Below are 20527 nucleotides of genomic sequence, written 5' to 3' on the forward strand. Positions count from 1 at the left end.
TAACATGTGCCAATGGCTTATAAAAAAAGCCAACCATAAAGGTCAGCTTTTGATATTTTATAAAATCTAAATGAATGTCTTTAATATATAATAAGTTATTCCTGCTAAGAGTGCCGAAACCGGAATGGTTAAAACCCATGCCCATAATAGTTTGACCGTTACTCCCCATCGGACAGCAGAAACTCTTTTTGTAACTCCAACTCCAATGATTGAACCTGTAATTGTATGTGTTGTTGATACTGGGATTTTAAAATGCTCTGTAATAAACAAAGTCAACGCACCGGCAGATTCGGCCACAACGCCTTCAAAAGCAGTTACTTTGGTAATTTTAGAACCCATTGTTTTTACAATTTTCCATCCACCACTCAATGTTCCTAATGCAATAACAGAATAACAAGTTAGTGGAATCCATGCTGGCATTACTCCTTCAATTTTTACTCCGTCTTTTTCAGATGGTAGCACTACATTCAAATCTAACCAGCCAAAAGACATGTTAGTGTTTGGATGTGTATTCAAATAAACAGCTACTGCAGCGGCTATGATACCCATAACTTTTTGTGAATCGTTTCCACCATGACCTAAACTAAAAGAGGCTGATGATAATAACTGCATTCTTCGAAGAATTTTTTCAGCTTTTGCTGTCGAAAAACTACTAAAAACTAAATTGAATATCGCGACACTATAAAAGATGAATGCTACTAATGTCCATTTAATATTTGAAGGTTCAAAAATTACGCTCCACAGCTGACTTTCAAAACGTGGTTTCTTTATATCGTCATAACCAACTAATACAGATGATAAAAACCAAAGAACCATTAGCATTAAAAAACATGTAAATAGTTTTGGATAAATACTTTTTTTGGAAGAATACATTAGCCAAAGCGAAATAAAATAGGAAATCAACATTCCTAATAATGGCGCCAAAACAATAAATGCAATGATGACAGAAACTCCCGAAGGCATGCCTCCATCTTCTCCCGGCTTGTACCAATTCACAATATTGTACCAATGTTTTGTTATCTGCGCTCCATCTTCAACAATAAAATAATCAGAAAAACCGTGAAGAGAAATAGCATGTGCAATGGCAGCTCCGGCAAAGCCACCAATTAAAGTATGTGACGATGAAGAAGGAATTCCTTTCCACCAGGTGATCAAATTCCAAATAATTGCAGCTATAATTCCGGCTAAAATAACCGTCAGGTTAATGCTATCTGTTTTAGCTGTTTTGGCCACCGTATCGGCAACACCAAAACCAAAAACCCAATACGCCAGGAAGTTAAAGAAAGCAGCCCAAAGTACGGCCTGAAATGGCGTCAATACTTTTGTGGCAACAATAGTGGCAATTGAATTTGCTGCATCGTGAAAACCATTAATGTAATCAAATATTAAGGCAAGAACGATAATAACTATTAGTAAAGTCATATAAATTAGTGTTCAGTGTTCAGTATTTAGTGTTCAGTGTCAGCATTTAGACTGCTAACTGATCACTGTAAACTGACTACTAGTTTAAGAGTGTTTTACTGAAATTTGTTCCATTACGTTCGAAACACTTTTACATTTATCCGATGCCATTTCCAATGCAGAAAGCACTTCTTTATATTTGATAACGTTTTTAGCGTCAGTTTCATTTTCAAATATATCGGCAACCGCTTTATCAAATACTGAATCTGCCTTGCTTTCTAATTTATTGATTTTTTTGCAGGTTTCTTTTATTGCTTTGTGATTCATGCTTTTCAATTCTTTGATTCCAACACCAATTAATTGGCAGGCTTCGAGATTGATTTCTGTTAATTTACGAATCGATTTTGTGATTTTTTCTACCTGATACAAACGCATTCTACTGGCTGCACCATGCATATTATCGGCAACATTATCGATAGCTTTTATCAACGAGTGAATGTCTTCACGATCGAAAGGCGTGATAAAGTTTCTGCTTAATTCTAAGTGGGTTTTATGAGTAATCTCTTCAATGACAGCTTCAAGTTCTTCTATTTTTCTGAAGTATTCTTCTCTTTCAATTTTTGGAGCATTAACAGCTTCGTGAAGTGTTTCTGCCAATGTGATTAAGTTGGCTGCAGCTTGTTCGAATAAAGGAAAGAATTTTTTATCCTTTGGAACTAAAAATTGGAAAATACTGTTTAAGGTCATTTTGTTTCTTTTTTATGGTGCAAATGTATTCTTCTAATGTTAAGTGAATATTAACATATTTAGTTTTTAGTCAAAATGCGCTTTACAATTTGTTAACATTAATTCTTCCAAAATAAGTAGCATTTTCTTTTAAAACGTTTTCGTATTTTAGCACACATTAAACGCAGAACAAATATACAACCATGGATATCAACTTCAATAAAAACGAAGATCATAACAAACTTTTATTAACCAATTTAAAGACTCAATTCGCCAAAGTAAAACTTGGTGGCGGTGCCAAACGCATCGAAAAATTGCATGCCGAAGGTAAAATGACAGCACGTGAACGTATTGATTATTTGCTTGACGCCAAAGCTAAAAGCATAGAAATTGGCGCTTTTGTTGGAGACGGAATGTATGCCGAACATGGCGGCTGTCCTTCTGGTGGCGTTGTTGTAAAAATGGGTTACATCAAAGGAAAGCAATGTATTGTTGTTGCGAATGATGCTACCGTAAAAGCTGGTGCATGGTTCCCGATTACGGCTAAAAAGAATCTGCGTGCGCAGGAAATTGCGATGGAAAACCGTCTGCCAATAATTTATTTGGTTGATTCTGCCGGAGTTTATTTACCAATGCAGGATGAAATTTTCCCCGATAAAGAACATTTTGGACGCATATTCAGAAATAACGCTATCATGAGCAGTATGGGAATTACCCAAATTGCAGCTGTTATGGGAAGTTGCGTTGCCGGTGGCGCGTATCTTCCGATTATGAGTGACGAAGCGATGATAGTAGATAAAACCGGAAGTATTTTCCTTGCCGGAAGTTATTTGGTGAAAGCTGCTATTGGCGAAAACATCGATAACGAAACACTTGGCGGAGCAACTACACACTGTGAAATCTCAGGCGTGACCGATTATAAAGCCAAAGATGATAAAGATGCTTTAGACAGAATTAAAAGTATTGTGGGTAAAATTGGGGATTATGAAAAAGCCGGTTTCAACAGAGAAACTCCTCAAAAACCAGCATTGGAAGAAAAAGATATTTACGGAATTATTCCAAAATCAAGAACGGATCAATATGATATGATGGAAATCATCAAACGCTTGGTTGATAATTCCGAAATGGATATGTATAAACCTGATTATGGAAAATCAATCATTACCTGTTATGCCAGAATTGACGGTTGGGCCGTGGGAATTATTGCTAATCAAAGAACAGTTTCCAAAACCAAAAAGGGAGAAATCCAGTTTGGTGGCGTGATTTATTCGGATTCTGCGGACAAAGCAACGCGTTTTATAGCGAATTGCAACCAAAAGAAAATTCCGTTGGTATTTATTCAGGATGTTACCGGTTTTATGGTTGGAAGCAAATCAGAACATGGCGGAATTATTAAAGATGGTGCCAAAATGGTAAATGCTGTCTCTAATTCGGTTGTGCCAAAATTTACTGTCGTTGTCGGAAATTCATACGGCGCAGGAAATTATGCCATGTGTGGAAAAGCATACGACCCAAGATTAATATTTGCCTGGCCAAGTGCCGAACTTGCCGTTATGGGCGGAACTCAGGCTGCCAAAGTATTGGCACAAATTGAAGCTTCTTCACTAAAAGCAAAAGGCGAAACCGTAGATGAAAAAGTTGAACAGGAATTGTTTGATAAAATCAAAGCGCGTTATGACGCACAGGTTTCTCCATATTATGCAGCCGCCAGATTATGGACGGATGCTATCATTGATCCTTTAGAAACCCGCACCTGGATTTCAATGGGAATCGAAGCAGCGAACCACTCGCCTATTGAAAAGAAATTTAATTTGGGAGTTATTCAGGTTTAATGGTAACAAATCTAAAGACCAACCTACTAACATCATAGATTTTCCATTTCAATACAATGAAAAAAATACTTGCCCTAAGTTTTATAATTACTAGTTTTCAACTTCTTTCTGCACAAGAAGCAACAACTCGCAAAGACACGCTTCAAGGAGGATTGCGTCCCGAGCGAAGTTGCTTTGATGTGTTGCATTATGATTTGAATATCAAAGTCAATCCTGATGAAAAATCAATAGTTGGTTTTAATGATATAGCTTTTAAAGTAGTTGAAAACACTTCAAAAATCCAATTGGATTTGTTTGATAATATGCAAATTGATAGTATTGTTTTCAACTCTAAAAAATTAAATTACAAAAGAGAATACAATGCAGTTTTTATTGATTTTCCGATAGCTTTAAATGCAAACACAAATCAGAGCGTGAAGTTTTATTATTCAGGGAAACCAATTGTTGCCAAAAACGCGCCTTGGGATGGTGGCTTTATTTTCAAAAAAGACAAAAATGGAAAACCATGGATTGCGGTTACCTGCGAGGGAATTGGTGCCAGTTTGTGGTATCCTGTAAAAGACTCTCAAAGCGATGAACCTGATTTTGGGGCAACGATAAAAGTAGCAGTTCCAAATGGTTTGATGGATGTTTCGAACGGAAGATTGATTGGCAGCGAAGATTTAAAAAATGGTTACACACGCTGGGATTGGGAAGTCAAAAATCCGATAAATACCTATTCCATAACAGTTAATATTGGCGATTATATAAACATTCATGAAAACTATAAAGGTTTAGATTTAGATTACTATGTAATGCGTTATAACGAAACTGCGGCAAAATTGCATTTTGAAGAAGTCAAGCCTATGATGGATTGTTTTCAGAGTAAGTTTGGAGCCTATCCATTTCCCGAAGACGGATACAAATTGGTGGAAACTCCTTATTTAGGTATGGAACATCAAAGCGCTGTTGCTTATGGTAATAAATATGTAAATGGTTATTTAGGAACTGATAGATCTGGAACCGGAATTGGGTTGCTTTTTGACTATATTACTATTCACGAAAGTGGGCATGAATGGTTTGGAAATAGCATTACATCCAAAGATACTGCTGATATGTGGATACACGAAGGTTTTACCTGTTACACTGAATCTGTTTATGTTGAATGTCAATATGGTTCTGAAAAAGCACAACAATATATCAATGGTTGCAAAAAAAACATCGATAATCTAATTCCAATTATTAGTGCTTATGGTGTAAATAAAGAAGGCTCGACAGATATGTATGAAAAAGGAGCTATGTTATTAAACACACTGAGACATATTGTAAACAATGATGATAAATGGTGGAAAATGCTTTTGAAATATTCCGAAACATACCGTCATAAAATAATTGATACCAAAACCGTTGTCAATTTTTTTAATACAGAAACCGAAATGAATCTGACGCCAGTTTTTAATCAGTATTTAAGACATTCTGCAATTCCAAAACTTGAATTGAGAAAAACCAAAGGCAAACTGGAATTTCGTTGGAAAACAGATGAAGCCAGATTCGACATGCCTGTTGACGTTAAAATCAAAGGAAAAAAAATACGTCTCAATCCCACAAATACCTGGAATAAAACAAAATACAGCATTAATAAAATAGGAGATGTAGAAGTCCAGACCAATGATTTTTATATAGATATTGATTGATGCATTTTATAATTTATTGTTGTAATCTTTTATATATAATTAAAAATTAGTAACTTAGATAAATTTTAAACTTTGTTATTTATGGATACTTCAGTAAAAGGTTTGAACAAATGGGCAAATGCCCACTCTACGTTTTGGTTCGATGCAGGAAGAATTGTATTGGGCCTTTTTTTAATTTACAAAGGCGGTTACTTTGTCAGTAACAGTCGGGATTTTGAAGATTTGATCGCTCCGGCAAGCAATTTTATGGGCGGAATGTTGACTTTCCATTACATAGCAGCAGCTCATATTATGGGTGGAATCATGATTGTTTTCGGATTGTTGACACGTTGGGCACTACTCGCTCAATTGCCTATTCTTGTTGGTGCTGTCTTGATAAATTTTATTGGAGAAATGAATATTACCAACTTAATCATTTCGTTTGTAACTTTGGCCATAAGCATTTTTTATATAGTCTACGGCAGTGGAAAACATTCAGCCGATTACTATTTCAAAATGGAAAAATAATTTGTTTGCCTCAAATAAAAAACGTCCCAATGAATAATTGGGACGTTTTTTTTATTTTATTGTTTCTTTCCTCAGGATTTTTCCTGTTGTTGTTTCTTTAAACTTCGGGACAAAAATGACTTCTTTTGGCTTTTCATATTTATCCAACGATTCATAAAGCGATTCATCAAACTCTTGTTTGTCGCCTTCAATAACCAACACTACTTTTTCTCCTAATTCATTATCAGGTTTTGAAGCAATAAAAAAACGCTGGTGAATTTTACTGGCCAGTTTTTCCTCTATTTGTTCCGGAATTAATTTAATTCCGCCGCTATTGATAACATTATCCATTCTGCCAAGGAAAATAAATTGATTTTCATTAACCAATTCAACAATATCATTAGTGATAATAACTTCATCTGAAATTCTTGGTGCGTGGATAACCAAACAATTTCTGTCATCATATGAAATCGTAACATAAGGCAGCACCGTAAACGCTTTTTCTCCTAGTTTTCTAGCGGCAATATGTGTAATGGTTTCTGTCATGCCATAGGTTTCATAAACTTCGGTAGGCAATTTTATCAATTGTTTTTCCAATGCTTTATTTACAGCAGCTCCACCAATAATCATCTTTTTTACTTTCTTTAATTCGGGCACCGAATTTTGCGCCTGCAAAGGCACCATCGCTACAAAATCAAAATCAATTTCATTATTATCTAAAGGATGAGAACTTGGAGCCACAAACTCTAAATCGAGTCCTAAAATCATAGCGCGAACCAGCATCATTTTACCAGCTACATATTTAACCGGTAAACATTGCAGTGCTCTATTACCCGGTTGCAAATCGAAAAAATCGCCTGTCGCCAATGCTGAATCAACCATAGCTTGTTTGCTTACCGAAATAGTTTTAGGTGTTCCGGTTGTACCGGAAGTTTCCATTTCGATAAAATTTTTACTATCAAACCAGTCGAGAAGAAAATCGCCAACCGGTTTTTCAAAATCTTCTCCTTCTTTGATAAAACTATATGCCACACGACATAAATCTTCTCTGTCAAGATGAAATCCATTCAACTTGAATAAATTATGCACATTTTCATAGGTTGGACTATTCATGAGTTTCAACATTTTCAATTGGTTTTGGAATTTCAATATTTCCGGTTAATTTTTCTTTCCAGTTTGACCAATTATATTTTTTACTAAAGATAAATAATAGGATTGGAAAAATAATACAGATTGGCACCAAAATTTCTAATCCGGCAGATGGTGAAGAAATATCCTTAAAGACTGAATTCGTTTGAAAAGCAGACCAATCAGAAGTTACTAATAATGCTGTGACTAAATTATTTGCTGCATGGAAACCAAGCGCCAACTCCATTCCTTCATCCATTAGTGTAATAATTCCGAGGAAAAAGCCTGTTCCAATATAATATACCAAAACAATATAACCCATTTTTTCCACTTCGGGATTGGCAATATGCATGGTTCCAAAAATAAGTGAGGTCATCAACAAAGGAAACCATCTGTTCTTAGCCAAAACAGCAAATCCCTGCATTAAATAACCTCTGAAAACATACTCTTCAGTGCTTGTTTGAACCGGAATTAAAAGGATTCCTATAATTGCTAGAATTAAAAACGGAATAGGTTTAAAATTCAACACAAAAGATTCCGGACTGGCATAAAACAATATTAATGTTGAACCTGCAGTAAAAATTCCCCACAATGAAAATGAAAAAAATATTCTTTTCCAATCGACTTTTTTTCTGGAAGTGGTGACGGATAAAAAGGTTTGCCTATGAAAATACTTTACCACTAAAATAATGGCAATAAAAGCAATGACAAAAGAAAACAGTAATAAAAACAGAGTTGTGTTTAATGATAGAAAAGTCATCATTCCGGTTTCTGTCTTTGGAAACGGCTTACCTGTTTTGAATGACTTAATCAGAATGGCAATAGCCAAAGGCATTTGTCCAATAGTTGAAGCAGCAATAATTATAAATGAGCCAACTAAATACTTCCAAAATTTATTTGTTGGCAAAAATCCTTTTTCTAAAAACATAGCTTTTTTGTTTCGCCTAAATTACCTTTTTTCTATTAAAATATATTACTTTGTAAAAAAAATATGTTGCAAATACTCCATAATCCAAGATGTGGGAAATCGAGAGACTGTCTGCTTTTCACTACTGAATTGAAGACTCCTTTTGAAATCATCAATTATCTGGAAAATCCTTTATCGGTTGACGAATTGAAAGCCCTGATTAAAAAACTGAAAATCAAGCCAATCGAATTGGTTCGGCAAAAAGAAACGATTTGGATTGATAAATATCAAGGCAAAACTTTGACGAATGCTCAGATTATAAAAGCTTTAATCAAATATCCAATTTTGATGCAAAGACCTATTGTCATTGACGGTAACAAAGCCATAATTGGCAGAGAAATTGACAAACTCGAAGCCTTTCTAAAATAACATTTAACAAAGATTTGTGAAAAGAGGCTTAAACCACGATGTATTTTTGTGGTCTTTAAGACTTAGTTAAATATATCTTCATGAAAAAATTGCATTATCTTTTATCCGCACTTGTATTACTTACATCAATTACTATTTTTGGACAAGAAAAAACTGAACGAGTTAAAGTTGCTGTCACAGGAAAAATCACTGAAAAAACAAGTAAACTTCCACTTGAATACGCTACCATAACTTTAAAAAACAGTAAAAATCCAAAGCTCATCTTTGGTGGAATTACCGATAACAAAGGAGATTATAGTGTTGATGTTGTGCCTGGAACTTATGATATTACTCTAGAATTCATTTCGTTTAAACCAACAATTATCAGTCAAAAACAATTGACCCAAGCAACCAATTTGGGAACAACTGGCTTGGAAGAAGATGCTACCCAACTTAACGAGGTAGTTGTTCGTGCCGAAAAATCTACAGTTGAAATAAAACTTGATAAAAAAGTATACAATGTTGGTCAGGACATGATTGTAAAAGGAGGAACTGCCAGTGATGTGTTAGACAATGTGCCTTCGGTTACTGTTGATGCAGATGGCAATGTAGCTTTACGTGGAAACGATAATGTAAAAATTCTTATCGACGGAAGACCATCAAATGCGATTAATATTGCTGATGCGCTGAGAACAATTTCGGCCGATGCTTTAGATAAAATAGAAGTGATCACCAATCCATCAGCACGTTATGATGCTGAAGGTGGCGGTGGAATCATCAATATAATATTGAAAAAAGGAAAAAACCAGGGAATCAACGGAACCCTTATTGGTACAGTTGGTGATCCAAGAAATTATGGATTAGTTTCTAATATAAATTACAAAAGTGAACAATTCAATCTTTTTTCAACATTAGGATATAACGATAGCAAATCACCTGGGAAATCAAAAACTGATACTGATTATTTAAATACGGATGGCACAATCCAAAACTCAATAAACGAAAGAAGCACAAGAGAAAGAGGACGAAAAGGTTTTAATTATAATATTGGTGCAGATTGGTATTTGGACAAAACACTAACCTGGACCAACACTTTTAATTACAGAAAAAATGACGGTTCCAACCCTGACAATGTTTTTCTATACAACAACTTTCCTGATATCACTGAGAATTTTATCCGTAACAGATATAATGATCAGTTTACCCGAACCAAGGATATTGAATACGCTACCAATTTTACCAAGAAATTCAAAAAAGATGGACATAAGCTAACCATTGATATGTCTTTTTCAAATGATTTAGACAATGATAATTCGACTATAACTGATTATATTATCGGGCAGGAAAGTAACGCTACTAAGGAAGCAACTATAAACTATCAAACACAAAAGAATAATCTGTTTCAATCGGATTATGTTTTACCATTAGGAAAAAACAGCCAATTTGAAGCGGGTTATAAAGGCAATTTTAATCAATTATTAACCGACTTTAGAGTTGGTAGTATTGATGATGGCGGGAATTATATTCCGAATTACAATTACACCAACACTTTATTTTATAAAGAAAAGATTAATGCTTTCTACACACAATTTGGTTCAAAAATCAATAAATTCTCTTATTTATTAGGATTGCGATTTGAAAATTCAGATATCGATATTAACCTATTGACTACAAGTGATTTCACTAACAAAAAGTATCACAACTTTTTTCCAAGCGCTTTCTTAACCTATCAAATAAAAGAAGAAAGTACAATTTCGCTTAATTATAGTAGAAGAATTTCCAGACCGCGTTCTAGATTTATCAACCCGTTTTCGAATTACTCTAGTAACATAAATCTTTTTCAGGGAAATCCTGATATCAATCCATCATTTACGGACGCCTTTGATATTGGTTACATGACCAAATGGAATAAAGTAACGTTTAGCACCTCAATGTATTTCAACAGAACAAATGATGTATTCCAATTCATTAGAAGACCAAACGGGAATTATGCAGTAACCACTGTAGTTGATGGTCCAGATATTCTGGATGAAAATGGTCAGGTAGTTTCAATTGTGGGAGGAGCTGACCTTACTACTCCTGTAATCTTATCAACGCCAATCAACCTGGCAAGAGAAGACCGTTTCGGATTTGAATTTAACCTTAACTATTCCCCATACAAATGGTGGAGACTGAACGGGAATTTCAACTTTTACCAAAGTAAAATAACTGGAGATTACTCTTATACTTTACAAAATACCGGAGAAGTAATCAACGAAAACTTCGATAACTCAGCAGTGAGCTGGTTTACCAGGGTTTCGTCAAAAATAACATTACCTTATAAAATAGATTGGCAGACTAATGCCACTTATAATGCACCACAAAACACTGCGCAGGGAAAAAACCTTGGAGTTTTGAGTGCAAATTTAGCATTCAGTAAAGATATTTTGAAAGACAAAGCAACAATTTCTTTAAACGTGAATGATGTTTTTAATTCGAGAAAAAGAATTAGCGAAACGCATTTGGAATCCTTGGATTCTTATAGTGAACAACAATGGAGACAACGTCAAATCAATCTTTCGTTTACATACCGATTCAACAAAGTAAAAACGAACGATAAAGATAAAACCAAAAAACAAAATCAGCAGGATAACAACGATGATTTTCCTGGATAATAAAAAGAAAAAAGCCCCGAAATTCGGGGCTTTTTCATAAACAAAAACTTAAACTTAAGCTGTTTGTTCTGCGTCTCTTTTTGCTTTTCTTTCCTGCAACAATTCTTTAACACCTCCAAAGATCCAAAAAGGAACTACGAAAGTTACCAAGAACATCATTAGCCAAAAACCAATGGTTAGAATGCTTAAGAAAGCTAAGAAACCTAAATACTGTTGAAATTCAAACATGTTTTCCGGAATTTTTTTGAATTATACGCAAATGTAAGCTGAATATTTAAGCTATGCAAAAACAAAATCAATTTTTATTAACTACTTTTTATCCGTAATTTTGGCGTGGAATTTTTAGGAGCTGTTTCCCGCTATCCGTTGCAATCTTTTTATTGCTTTCTGAACCTGAGAGCATTCTATTGGCTTTTCTTTAAAGCAATAAAAAGGATTTCCACTACTATCGGGGCTAATTTGAACTACTTATTAACATATATAAACACACAATGGAATACAGAATTGAGAAAGACACAATGGGAGAAGTTAAAGTTCCTGCCGATAAATATTGGGGAGCACAGACAGAACGTTCCAGAAATAATTTTAAAATTGGTCCATCAGCATCGATGCCAAAAGAAATCATAGAAGGTTTTGCCTATCTTAAAAAAGCTGCCGCTTATGCCAATTGTGATCTTGGAGTTTTGTCAACCGAAAAACGTGATGCCATTGCAGCCGTTTGCGACGAAATCCTTGCCGGAAAGCTTACTGATGAATTTCCACTAGTTATTTGGCAAACCGGTTCAGGAACCCAAAGCAATATGAATGTTAACGAAGTTATTGCCAATCGTGCTCAGGTTTTAGCCGGATTCAAAATTGGCGAAGGCGAACAATTGGTAAAAGCAAATGACGATGTGAACAAATCACAATCATCTAACGATACTTTCCCAACAGGAATGCACATTGCAGCGTATAAAGCAGCCGTTGAAGTAACCATTCCCGGAGTTGAAAAGTTGCGTGATACTTTAGATGCAAAAGCAAAAGAATTTATGAGCGTGGTAAAAATCGGCAGAACTCACTTAATGGATGCAACACCTTTAACGCTTGGTCAGGAAATTTCGGGTTATGTTGCCCAATTGAATTACGGAATCAAAGCATTAAAAAATACGCTTTCCCATTTATCAGAAGTTGCTCTTGGAGGAACTGCCGTTGGAACCGGATTGAATACTCCGGCTGGTTATGACATAAAAGTTGCCGAATACATTGCCAAATTTACAGGGCATCCTTTTGTGACAGCTCCGAATAAATTTGAAGCTTTGGCATCACATGACGCTATTGTTGAATCACACGGTGCTTTGAAACAATTGGCTGTTTCTTTAAACAAGATTGCAAATGATATCAGAATGTTAGCATCTGGTCCACGTTCCGGAATTGGTGAAATCATAATCCCTGAAAACGAACCGGGTTCATCAATTATGCCTGGAAAAGTAAATCCAACACAATGCGAAGCGTTGACTATGGTTTGCGCACAGGTTATCGGTAATGATGTAGCAATCGCTGTTGGTGGTATGCAGGGTCATTATGAATTGAATGTTTTCAAACCGGTAATGGCAGCTAACTTTTTACAATCGGCACGTTTGCTTGGTGATGCCTGTATTTCTTTTGATGAGCATTGTGCTAGTGGAATAGAACCAAATCATAAACGTATCAAGGAATTAGTTGATAATTCATTGATGCTTGTAACCGCTTTGAATACCAAAATCGGGTATTACAAATCGGCTGAAATTGCGCAAACTGCTCATAAAAACGGAACTACTCTTAAAGAAGAAGCTGTCCGATTGGGTTATGTTTCTGCTGAAGATTTTGATGCCTGGGTAAAACCTGAAGATATGGTTGGCAGTTTGAAATAATTGAAATTCGGCATACTATAAATAAAAAAAATCCCGATTTACATCGGGATTTTTCGATCTGTCAAAATCAAACAAAACAATAATCAAACTATTTTTTCTTCATAAACATATTGGTGTAATACTTTTTTCCAGTCTTTTCATCAACTGTTATTGATATACCCAAATGAGTGTAATCACCTTCTAAATTGGCTTTGTGAGCTGGGCTGTTTAACCATGCACTCATTGCGCTTTCCGGCGTTTGGTAGTTGTAGGCAATGTTCTCGCCTACTCTTTCTGCTCCTAAAACCTGGATCAGATTGTTAGATCTTTGTTGGAAATAATCGTGGTTTACCACATTATTATCAATCATGTAAATATTGTGCTCTTGCGATTTATAAGAGATGTGATTGATTACTTCAAGAGTATTCAATCCAACGCTTGCACGATAATCATTGATAAGTGTAACAAGTTTCAACTCAGAGTCGTTGTAATTGTAGGTAGTTACAAGTTTGTTGTCTGTTGAAGAACCTTCTGAAGAATCAGAAGAACAAGATACCATAGTGAACACGATTGCTAACGGCAACAATGCTCTAAACATTTTTGCTTTCATAGTAGTAGGTTAAGTTTTTAATAAAGTAGATGTGGGGCAAACACTTTATTTCGATTAATATTGACAGATTTTAATAAAGTAGATGTGGGGCAAACACTTTATAAATTTTAATTTGAAAGAACGTATTGTTTTTATTTCTTAGACAATTCTACAAATTTTATCGTTTAAAGTACAAATAAAATCGATGAAATACATAATAATTAATTTGTATTGGGAATATTTCCTACTTTAATGCATTTCGTCGATATTTGTATTATCTATTCATAGAACTAAAAAACCACTCCTGAGAGTGGTTTTAGATTATTTTAGATTACTTATAATAATTTAAGGCGAAAGCCTTTCAATTTTCCAATTGAATGCTGCATTTAATTGGTATCGGATTCGGTCATGAAGTCTGTTTGGTCTTCCCTGCCAAAACTCAACTGCAACTGGTCTCACTAAAAATCCACCCCAGTTTTCCGGTCGTGGAATTGGTTTGCCTTCATATTTAGCTTCTAGTTTGTTAAGTTTATCATCTAAATAATCTCTTGACGGAATAACTTCGCTTTGCGGAGAAACAATCGCGCCAAGCTTACTTCCATCAGGTCGTGATTCAAAATAGTTATCTGAAATTACTGTTGAAGTTTTCTCAGCTATTCCTTTTATGATAACCTGTCTTTCCATACTATGCCAAAAGAACGAAAGGCAAACGTTTGGATTGTTTAATATAGCGCGTCCTTTTTCAGAATCATAATTGGTATAAAAGATAAAACCTTCTTCGTTGAATTTTTTTAACAAAACCACTCTCGATTTTGGAAAACCATCCAACCCAATGGTTGCAACTGTCATAGCATTGACCTCATCTACTCCACCAAACTCTTTGGTTTCATGAAACCATTTATGAAATAAATTGATTGGATCTTCCGGAATCGTAGTTTCCAGAAGCTGACTTTTCTCGTAGGACTTTCTATAATTGCTTAAGTCTTCCATTGTCTATATTATATGATTGCAAATTTATTGAGTTTATTTCCTATACGCTTAATCAAATTCAAAAACTTTACCGTCTTCTGCCAGAAGTGTATTTGGGAAAATTGTTTCTGCTTCTTGTTGGAACAAATCAATATTGGCATAACGTGTGCTATAATGTCCCAAAATTAATTGGTTAACATTTGCTTTTGCCGCAATAGTTGCTGTTTCTTTTGCTGTGCTGTGCATTGTTTTCTCAGCTTTGTCAGCTTCCGATTCTAGAAATGTTGTTTCATGATACAATACGTCACAATTTTCAATTATTGGAATTATCGATTCGTCATACATCGTATCGCTGCAAAACGCATAGCTTTTGGGCAGGATTGGATCAAAGGTTAATTCTGCATTGGGAACAATTGTTCCATCATCAAGTGTGATATCACTTCCGTTTTTAATTTTTTGATAATAACAAGTATCAATTTTATATTCCTGAACAGCATCGACATTTAATTTTCTGTCTCCAACTTTTTCCTGAAACAAAAAACCATTGGTATATATTCTGTGTTTTAATGGAATTGTTTTTACCAGTACTTTTTCATCTTCATAAATAATCTCGCTTTCTTTTGAATCCAATTCGTGAAAATATAAACCGTAGCCTGTAAACGAATTCGAATACCGCAACTGAAGCAATATGATTTCCTTTATGCCTTTTGGTCCATACACATGCAAATCGGTTTGGCGGTTGAGCAACATAAAGGTTGAAATCAAACCTACCAGTCCATAAAAATGATCGCCATGCAAATGCGAGATAAAAATATGATTGATTTTGGAAAACTTGAGTTTGTTTTTGCGCAGTTGCACCTGTGTTCCTTCACCACAATCAATTAGAAACATTCGGTTTCTAATTTCCAGGACTTGTGATGTTGGATTAGTTATAGTTCGTGGAGTCGCTGCATAACAGCCAAGAATGGTTAATTTCATTATATATATTAAAATCCTAAATCGCGTTCTATTTCTTCCATTTCTATAATGTCATGAGCTTCCAAAATTGTTGGAACAACAGTAATGCTTTTTGGAACAGCATTAAAGTTAACACTATTGGTCACAAGCACAATTGACTTCTTTGCTTTGGCATGCGTTTTAATCAAGTCACTAAAAAGCTTTACATCATCCATTGTCAACCCTTTATCAAGAGATAAATCTACTATCAAGTTCTGTGATTTAAAACTATTGTACTCTTGATATAGCTTTTGATAAAACTCGGCAGTATTGCCCTGAGTATTTCTAATAGTTGTAGTATGTCCTTTTTGCTCTACTTTCATTATGGAAGACGAATATTATATTATGACGCTAATTTACTAAGATTTTGTCACTATTCATTGATTTGGCATTATGATATTCATTTGGATGATGCAGTTCATAGAAAATAATGGTTTTTCATCGGTGAAATACCTCTTTTTTTAACATTTCATAGACGAACTGCACAAAAAAAACGCTTAAAACCCTTGAATTCATTGAATTTGTCGATTAAACGACTTTTAAGGTTAGTTATCGAAAATATTTTCAGTCAGAGAAGTGTTGCCGTAGTTTTGGTAAAGAAATAAGAAACAAACCAAAATTATGACAACAACTAACAACACAACGACTCAAGGAAATGTAACTAACGTTAGATTATTCGTTTTATTCGTTTTGTTAATGTTGTCTACTACTGGAGCATTTGCTCAAACAAACATTACTAGTGTTGTTGCAACTACTTCAACTGAGGTTTCTGTTTCTAACGAAGCTACAATGATCATCACAACTGATAACGCTGTTGCTTCTATGGATTTCGCAGTTTGGTTTATGGGTTCTAAAAAAACTACAAACAATACATCAAACGGAACATTCAGCAAAAAACAATTAATCAACTCTGGTATCAATACCAACAGTGTATTAATTAGATCTTTCCTGAAAAAAGTTAACACTCAGGAAAACGGTGTTGCATAATTTTTTTTAATATATAATTGGTTAGTTTAGGAAATAAAAAGTCCCGATTTATATCGGGACTTTTTGCATTATCTATTTTCGTAATTGGATAAATTAGTTTTTAGCTTTTAACGCTTTATACTTATCAGTCATTTCAAGAGCATTATAAATGCTTAATAGAGTTTTTCTTGCCGATTCATCATCAGCTTTTAATTCAACTGCTTTTTCAAGATAAGGAAGTGCTGCTTTAAAATTCTTTTCTCTTTCCAGTTTGATAGCTTCATAGCGTTTGTTATCTTTTTCTGAAGTTCCTAATTTGCTCATTTCTTCAACAAACTTCACATCTGATCTTAATTTCAATTCAGCTAAATTCAAATAGGCATCAAAATAAGTTGGGTCAATTTCTATTGCTTTTTTATAGTATTTCTCAGAATCTTCAATTTTGTTTGCATTACTACTGATAACAGCAAGGTTATAAGCCAAATCAGCCTTAGTTGGGTTTTTAGCTAAAGCTTCTGCAGCTAATCGTGAGTAAGTATCGTAATCCTTGATTTTTAAATACAAATCAGCTTCAGTCAAAATTAGAGATTCATCATTAGGATTTGCTTTTTGAGCAGCAGCAACAGCAGCTTTTGCCTCTTCAACTTTTCCTTTTTCAATTAGAATTAAAGCAATATTTTTATAGATTTCTCCTCTTTTAGATTCTATTTTTTCATCTCTTGGTTTTTCATGCGAACCACTTTTAATAAAAAGTTCTCTTTCTACTTTACTGGCAAAGTTCTCTTCCTGTTTTGTTGATTTATTGGTTGCCCAAAACACGGTTCCTTCTCCGGAATAATTTAAATCTTTCAATTCATTGTAATAATTCAGGGCATTATCGAAGTCCAACCCATTTGAAGCATAGCTAGCCGCATAATATAATTTATCCTGATCTTTTTTATCTAACAGATAAACAGAATGAAATACATCTGCCGCTTCTTTGTATTTTTTGACACTTCCCAAATCAACCGCAACGTTTACAAGCATGGGATTAAGCATCGTTATGTCTTTGGTAATCTCATCGGTTAAAACTTTCTTACCCGATTTTTTCTCGTACTCTAAAGTTGCATTTGCAGCCACTGCATAATCTGAAACAGTTTTTGGAGTGAGTATCTTTTCTAATTGAGCTGGTGTTGGCGCAGTTCCTAAAGTTGAAACTTCAATACCTGGCGTATTTGCTTTATAAAAGTTGTAATAAATCTTATCACTTTCTTCGGTTGCCAAAGTCGATAGCTTATCTAAATTGGCTTTATATTCAGCCAGGTCATTAGCTGAAGGAGTTTCTTTTTCATAAATCCTTTTCAATTTTTTCAACTCATCTTTTTGGGCAAAAGATGAAACAGAAACTAATACTGCCGAAGCAAGTACAATGTGTTTTATTTTCATGTGGTATTATTTTAAAATTTATAAATAAAATCACCAATTAAATACTCTAATTGGTGATTTTTTGTTTTTACTCGTCATCTTCAGAATCGTCCTCAGCTTCATCATCTTCAATCACCTCGTCATCTTCCTCGTCATCATCTTCAACTGAACCGTCATCTTCAAGAACTTCTAAAACCGGTTTGACTCTTTCAATGGTTTCAACTTCGATTACATTTCCATCTTCATCTACTTCAGGTTCTGAAACATCGTCTTTCATTACTTTAGTAACTGCAGCAATGGAATCGTTTCCTTTAATATTAATAAGTTTCACACCTTGCGTTGCTCTTCCCATTACTCTTAAATCTTCGACTGCCATTCTGATCGTCAATCCTGATTTGTTGATAATCATCAAATCATCAGCATCTGTAACCGAATTAATCGAAATCAGTTTACCTGTTTTCTCTGTAATGTTCAAAGTTTTTACACCTTTTCCACCACGGTTTGTAATTCTGTATTCATCAAGCGAAGAACGTTTTCCGTAACCGTTTTCTGCAACTACAAGAATTTCACTTTCCATGTCGTTTACAGTAACCATGCCAATCACTTCATCAGTCGCATCTTTCAGTGTAATTCCACGCACACCGGAAGCTGTTCTTCCCATTGGACGCGTTTTAGTCTCTTCGAAACGAACTAATTTTCCAGACTTAACTGCTAAGATAATTTGACTTTCACCATTTGTTAATTGAGCTCCTAATAATTCATCATCTTCTTTAATGGTGATTGCAGCAACTCCGTTAACTCTTGGTTTAGAATATTTATCTAAAGATGTTTTCTTAACCTGCCCTTTTTTGGTAACCATGATTAAGTTATGGCTATTGGTATATTCTTTATCTTTTAAATCCTGTGTACAGATAAATGCTTTTACTTTATCATCACTTTCAATATTGATAAGGTTTTGCAATGCTCTTCCTTTGGCTGTTTTGCTTCCTTCCGGAATTTCATACACACGCATCCAGAAACATTTTCCTTTTTGCGTAAAGAACATCATATATTGGTGATTTGTGGCAACATACATATGCTCTAAGAAATCCTGATCTCTTGTTCCGGCACTTTTTTGTCCAACTCCACCTCTATTCTGCGTTTTGTATTCGGTAAGGTTTGTACGTTTGATATAACCTGCGTGCGAAATTGTAATAACTACATTTTCATCGGCAATTAAATCTTCAATACTTACATCACCACCGGAATATTCAATAAGCGAACGTCGGGCGTCGCCATACTTGTCTCTGATTTCAACTAACTCTTCTTTAATCAATTCCATTCTCAAGTCTTTGTTAGCTAACAAATCTTTCAAACGGGTAATTAACTTCATGATTTCTTCGTATTCAGCTCTTAACTTATCTTGTTCAAGACCTGTTAACTGACGCAAACGCATTTCAACAATCGCTCTTGCCTGAATATCTGACAAGCTGAATCTTTCGATTAATTTGGCACGAGCTTCGTCACCATCTTTTGAAGAACGGATCAATGCAATTACTTCGTCGATATTATCCGAAGCAATGATTAAACCTTCTAAAATGTGTGCTCTTTCTTCTGCTTTACGCAATTCGAATTGCGTTCTTCTAATCACAACATCATGGCGATGCTCAACGAAATAGTGAATCAAATCTTTTACGTTCAGCATTTGTGGTCTTCCTTTTACCAACGCAATGTTGTTTACGCTGAAAGAAGATTGTAATTGTGTGAACTTATATAACGTATTCAAAACTACGTTTGGAACAGCATCACGTTTCAATTCATATACGATACGCATTCCGGTTCTATCCGATTCATCACGGATATTTGAAATACCTTCGATTTTTTTATCATTAATTAAATCGGCAGTTTTCTTAATCATTTCTGCCTTGTTAACCTGATACGGAATTTCAGAAACAATGATTGCTTCTCTTCCGTTTGATTCTTCAAAACTTATTTTGGCTCGAATAACGATTCTTCCTCTACCTGTTTTGAATGCTTCACGAACACCTTCCATTCCGTAGATTGTTCCTCCGGTTGGAAAATCAGGTGCTTTGATATGTGTGATTAATTCGTCAATTTCAATATCGTTATTATCAATGTAAGCTAATGTTCCATCAATAACCTCAGTTAAGTTGTGTGGCGCCATATTGGTAGCCATACCAACTGCAATTCCAGATGCTCCATTTATCAATAAATTTGGAACACGTGTTGGCATAACCGTTGGCTCATACAAAGTATCATCAAAGTTCAATTGAAAGTCAACTGTTTCTTTGTCGATATCTGCCATAATGTCTTCTGACATTTTTTTCATTCTGGCTTCCGTATAACGCATGGCTGCCGGGCTATCCCCATCAACAGAACCAAAGTTACCCTGGCCGTCAACCAATAAATATCGTAAACTCCATTCCTGAGCCATACGAACCATGGCATCATAAACCGAAGTATCTCCGTGTGGGTGATACTTTCCTAAAACTTCTCCAACAATTCTTGCGGATTTTTTGT

General features: G+C 34.9%; 18 protein-coding genes. 7 read left to right on the forward strand and 11 right to left on the reverse strand.

Going from position 1 to position 20527, the window contains the following annotated elements:
* Nucleotides 1–66 precede the first annotated feature (66 nt).
* Together ABIQ27_RS04565 and ABIQ27_RS04570 are read right to left on the reverse strand one after the other, a co-directional pair.
* Nucleotides 67–1422: an inorganic phosphate transporter gene (locus ABIQ27_RS04565; RefSeq protein ID WP_348032454.1), complete on the reverse strand. Its 1356-nt coding sequence runs from the start codon at nt 1420–1422 to the stop codon at nt 67–69.
* Nucleotides 1423–1506: 84 nt separating this feature from the next.
* Complete coding sequence (locus ABIQ27_RS04570) at nt 1507–2148, reverse strand: DUF47 family protein (RefSeq protein ID WP_348032456.1); 642 nt, start codon at nt 2146–2148, stop codon at nt 1507–1509.
* Nucleotides 2149–2330: 182 nt separating this feature from the next.
* Between ABIQ27_RS04570 and ABIQ27_RS04575 the strand changes: the two genes are divergently transcribed.
* The 3 genes from ABIQ27_RS04575 (at nt 2331) to ABIQ27_RS04585 (ending at nt 6139) form a co-directional block, all read left to right on the forward strand.
* On the forward strand, nt 2331–3959 hold the full coding sequence (locus ABIQ27_RS04575) for a carboxyl transferase domain-containing protein (RefSeq protein WP_348032457.1): 1629 nt from the start codon (nt 2331–2333) through the stop codon (nt 3957–3959).
* 56 nt (nt 3960–4015) lie between these two features.
* Nucleotides 4016–5632, forward strand: a complete 1617-nt coding sequence (locus tag ABIQ27_RS04580) for a M1 family metallopeptidase (protein ID WP_348032459.1) — start codon at nt 4016–4018, stop codon at nt 5630–5632.
* 81 nt (nt 5633–5713) lie between these two features.
* Nucleotides 5714–6139 (forward strand): DoxX family protein, encoded by a 426-nt coding sequence (locus tag ABIQ27_RS04585; RefSeq protein ID WP_348032461.1) that lies wholly within the window; start codon nt 5714–5716, stop codon nt 6137–6139.
* Nucleotides 6140–6190: 51 nt separating this feature from the next.
* Here the strand turns inward: ABIQ27_RS04585 and ABIQ27_RS04590 are convergent, their stop codons facing one another.
* Nucleotides 6191–7231 (reverse strand): AMP-binding protein, encoded by a 1041-nt coding sequence (locus ABIQ27_RS04590; RefSeq protein ID WP_348032463.1) that lies wholly within the window; start codon nt 7229–7231, stop codon nt 6191–6193.
* Nucleotides 7224–8174, reverse strand: a complete 951-nt coding sequence (locus ABIQ27_RS04595; RefSeq protein ID WP_348032465.1) for a type II CAAX endopeptidase family protein — start codon at nt 8172–8174, stop codon at nt 7224–7226. The genes ABIQ27_RS04590 and ABIQ27_RS04595 overlap by 8 nt, the downstream gene beginning before the upstream one ends.
* A 63-nt stretch (nt 8175–8237) precedes the next feature.
* Here ABIQ27_RS04595 and ABIQ27_RS04600 point away from each other — a divergent pair, with 63 nt between their 5' ends.
* Nucleotides 8238–8582: an ArsC/Spx/MgsR family protein gene (locus ABIQ27_RS04600; RefSeq protein WP_348032467.1), complete on the forward strand. Its 345-nt coding sequence runs from the start codon at nt 8238–8240 to the stop codon at nt 8580–8582.
* A gap of 80 nt (nt 8583–8662) precedes the next feature.
* Nucleotides 8663–11215 carry an outer membrane beta-barrel family protein gene (locus ABIQ27_RS04605; protein WP_348032469.1) on the forward strand — a complete coding sequence of 851 codons (2553 nt, stop codon included), beginning with the start codon at nt 8663–8665 and terminating at the stop codon, nt 11213–11215.
* Nucleotides 11216–11269: 54 nt separating this feature from the next.
* Here ABIQ27_RS04605 and ABIQ27_RS04610 read toward each other — a convergent pair whose 3' ends face one another.
* A complete protein-coding gene (locus tag ABIQ27_RS04610; RefSeq protein WP_348032471.1) occupies nt 11270–11443 on the reverse strand; it encodes a hypothetical protein in 174 nt (57 codons plus the stop codon).
* A gap of 263 nt (nt 11444–11706) precedes the next feature.
* On the opposite strand from ABIQ27_RS04610, the gene fumC reads away from it, so the two are divergent.
* Complete coding sequence (fumC, locus tag ABIQ27_RS04615; RefSeq protein WP_348032473.1) at nt 11707–13104, forward strand: class II fumarate hydratase; 1398 nt, start codon at nt 11707–11709, stop codon at nt 13102–13104.
* 88 nt (nt 13105–13192) lie between these two features.
* Here fumC and ABIQ27_RS04620 read toward each other — a convergent pair whose 3' ends face one another.
* From ABIQ27_RS04620 to ABIQ27_RS04635, 4 genes are all read right to left on the reverse strand, one after another.
* Complete coding sequence (locus ABIQ27_RS04620; RefSeq protein ID WP_348032475.1) at nt 13193–13693, reverse strand: CAP domain-containing protein; 501 nt, start codon at nt 13691–13693, stop codon at nt 13193–13195.
* A 324-nt stretch (nt 13694–14017) separates the two neighbouring features.
* Complete coding sequence (pdxH, locus tag ABIQ27_RS04625) at nt 14018–14662, reverse strand: pyridoxamine 5'-phosphate oxidase (protein ID WP_348032477.1); 645 nt, start codon at nt 14660–14662, stop codon at nt 14018–14020.
* A 48-nt stretch (nt 14663–14710) separates the two neighbouring features.
* Nucleotides 14711–15619 (reverse strand): ribonuclease Z, encoded by a 909-nt coding sequence (locus ABIQ27_RS04630; RefSeq protein WP_348032479.1) that lies wholly within the window; start codon nt 15617–15619, stop codon nt 14711–14713.
* A gap of 8 nt (nt 15620–15627) precedes the next feature.
* Nucleotides 15628–15960, reverse strand: coding sequence for a ribonuclease Z (locus ABIQ27_RS04635; protein WP_348032480.1), 333 nt, complete (start codon nt 15958–15960; stop codon nt 15628–15630).
* Nucleotides 15961–16258: 298 nt separating this feature from the next.
* On the opposite strand from ABIQ27_RS04635, the gene ABIQ27_RS04640 reads away from it, so the two are divergent.
* Nucleotides 16259–16624 carry a hypothetical protein gene (locus ABIQ27_RS04640; RefSeq protein WP_348032481.1) on the forward strand — a complete coding sequence of 122 codons (366 nt, stop codon included), beginning with the start codon at nt 16259–16261 and terminating at the stop codon, nt 16622–16624.
* Nucleotides 16625–16717: 93 nt separating this feature from the next.
* Here ABIQ27_RS04640 and ABIQ27_RS04645 read toward each other — a convergent pair whose 3' ends face one another.
* Both ABIQ27_RS04645 and gyrA read right to left on the reverse strand, forming a co-directional pair.
* Complete coding sequence (locus ABIQ27_RS04645) at nt 16718–18028, reverse strand: tetratricopeptide repeat protein (protein ID WP_348032483.1); 1311 nt, start codon at nt 18026–18028, stop codon at nt 16718–16720.
* Between the two features lie 67 nt (nt 18029–18095).
* Nucleotides 18096–20527, reverse strand: a 2432-nt coding sequence (gene gyrA / locus ABIQ27_RS04650; RefSeq protein WP_348032485.1) for a DNA gyrase subunit A, incomplete at its 5' end; no start/stop codon positions are given.

It is taken from the genome of Flavobacterium sp., from assembly GCF_039916025.1.
In the GTDB taxonomy this organism is placed as follows: domain Bacteria; phylum Bacteroidota; class Bacteroidia; order Flavobacteriales; family Flavobacteriaceae; genus Flavobacterium.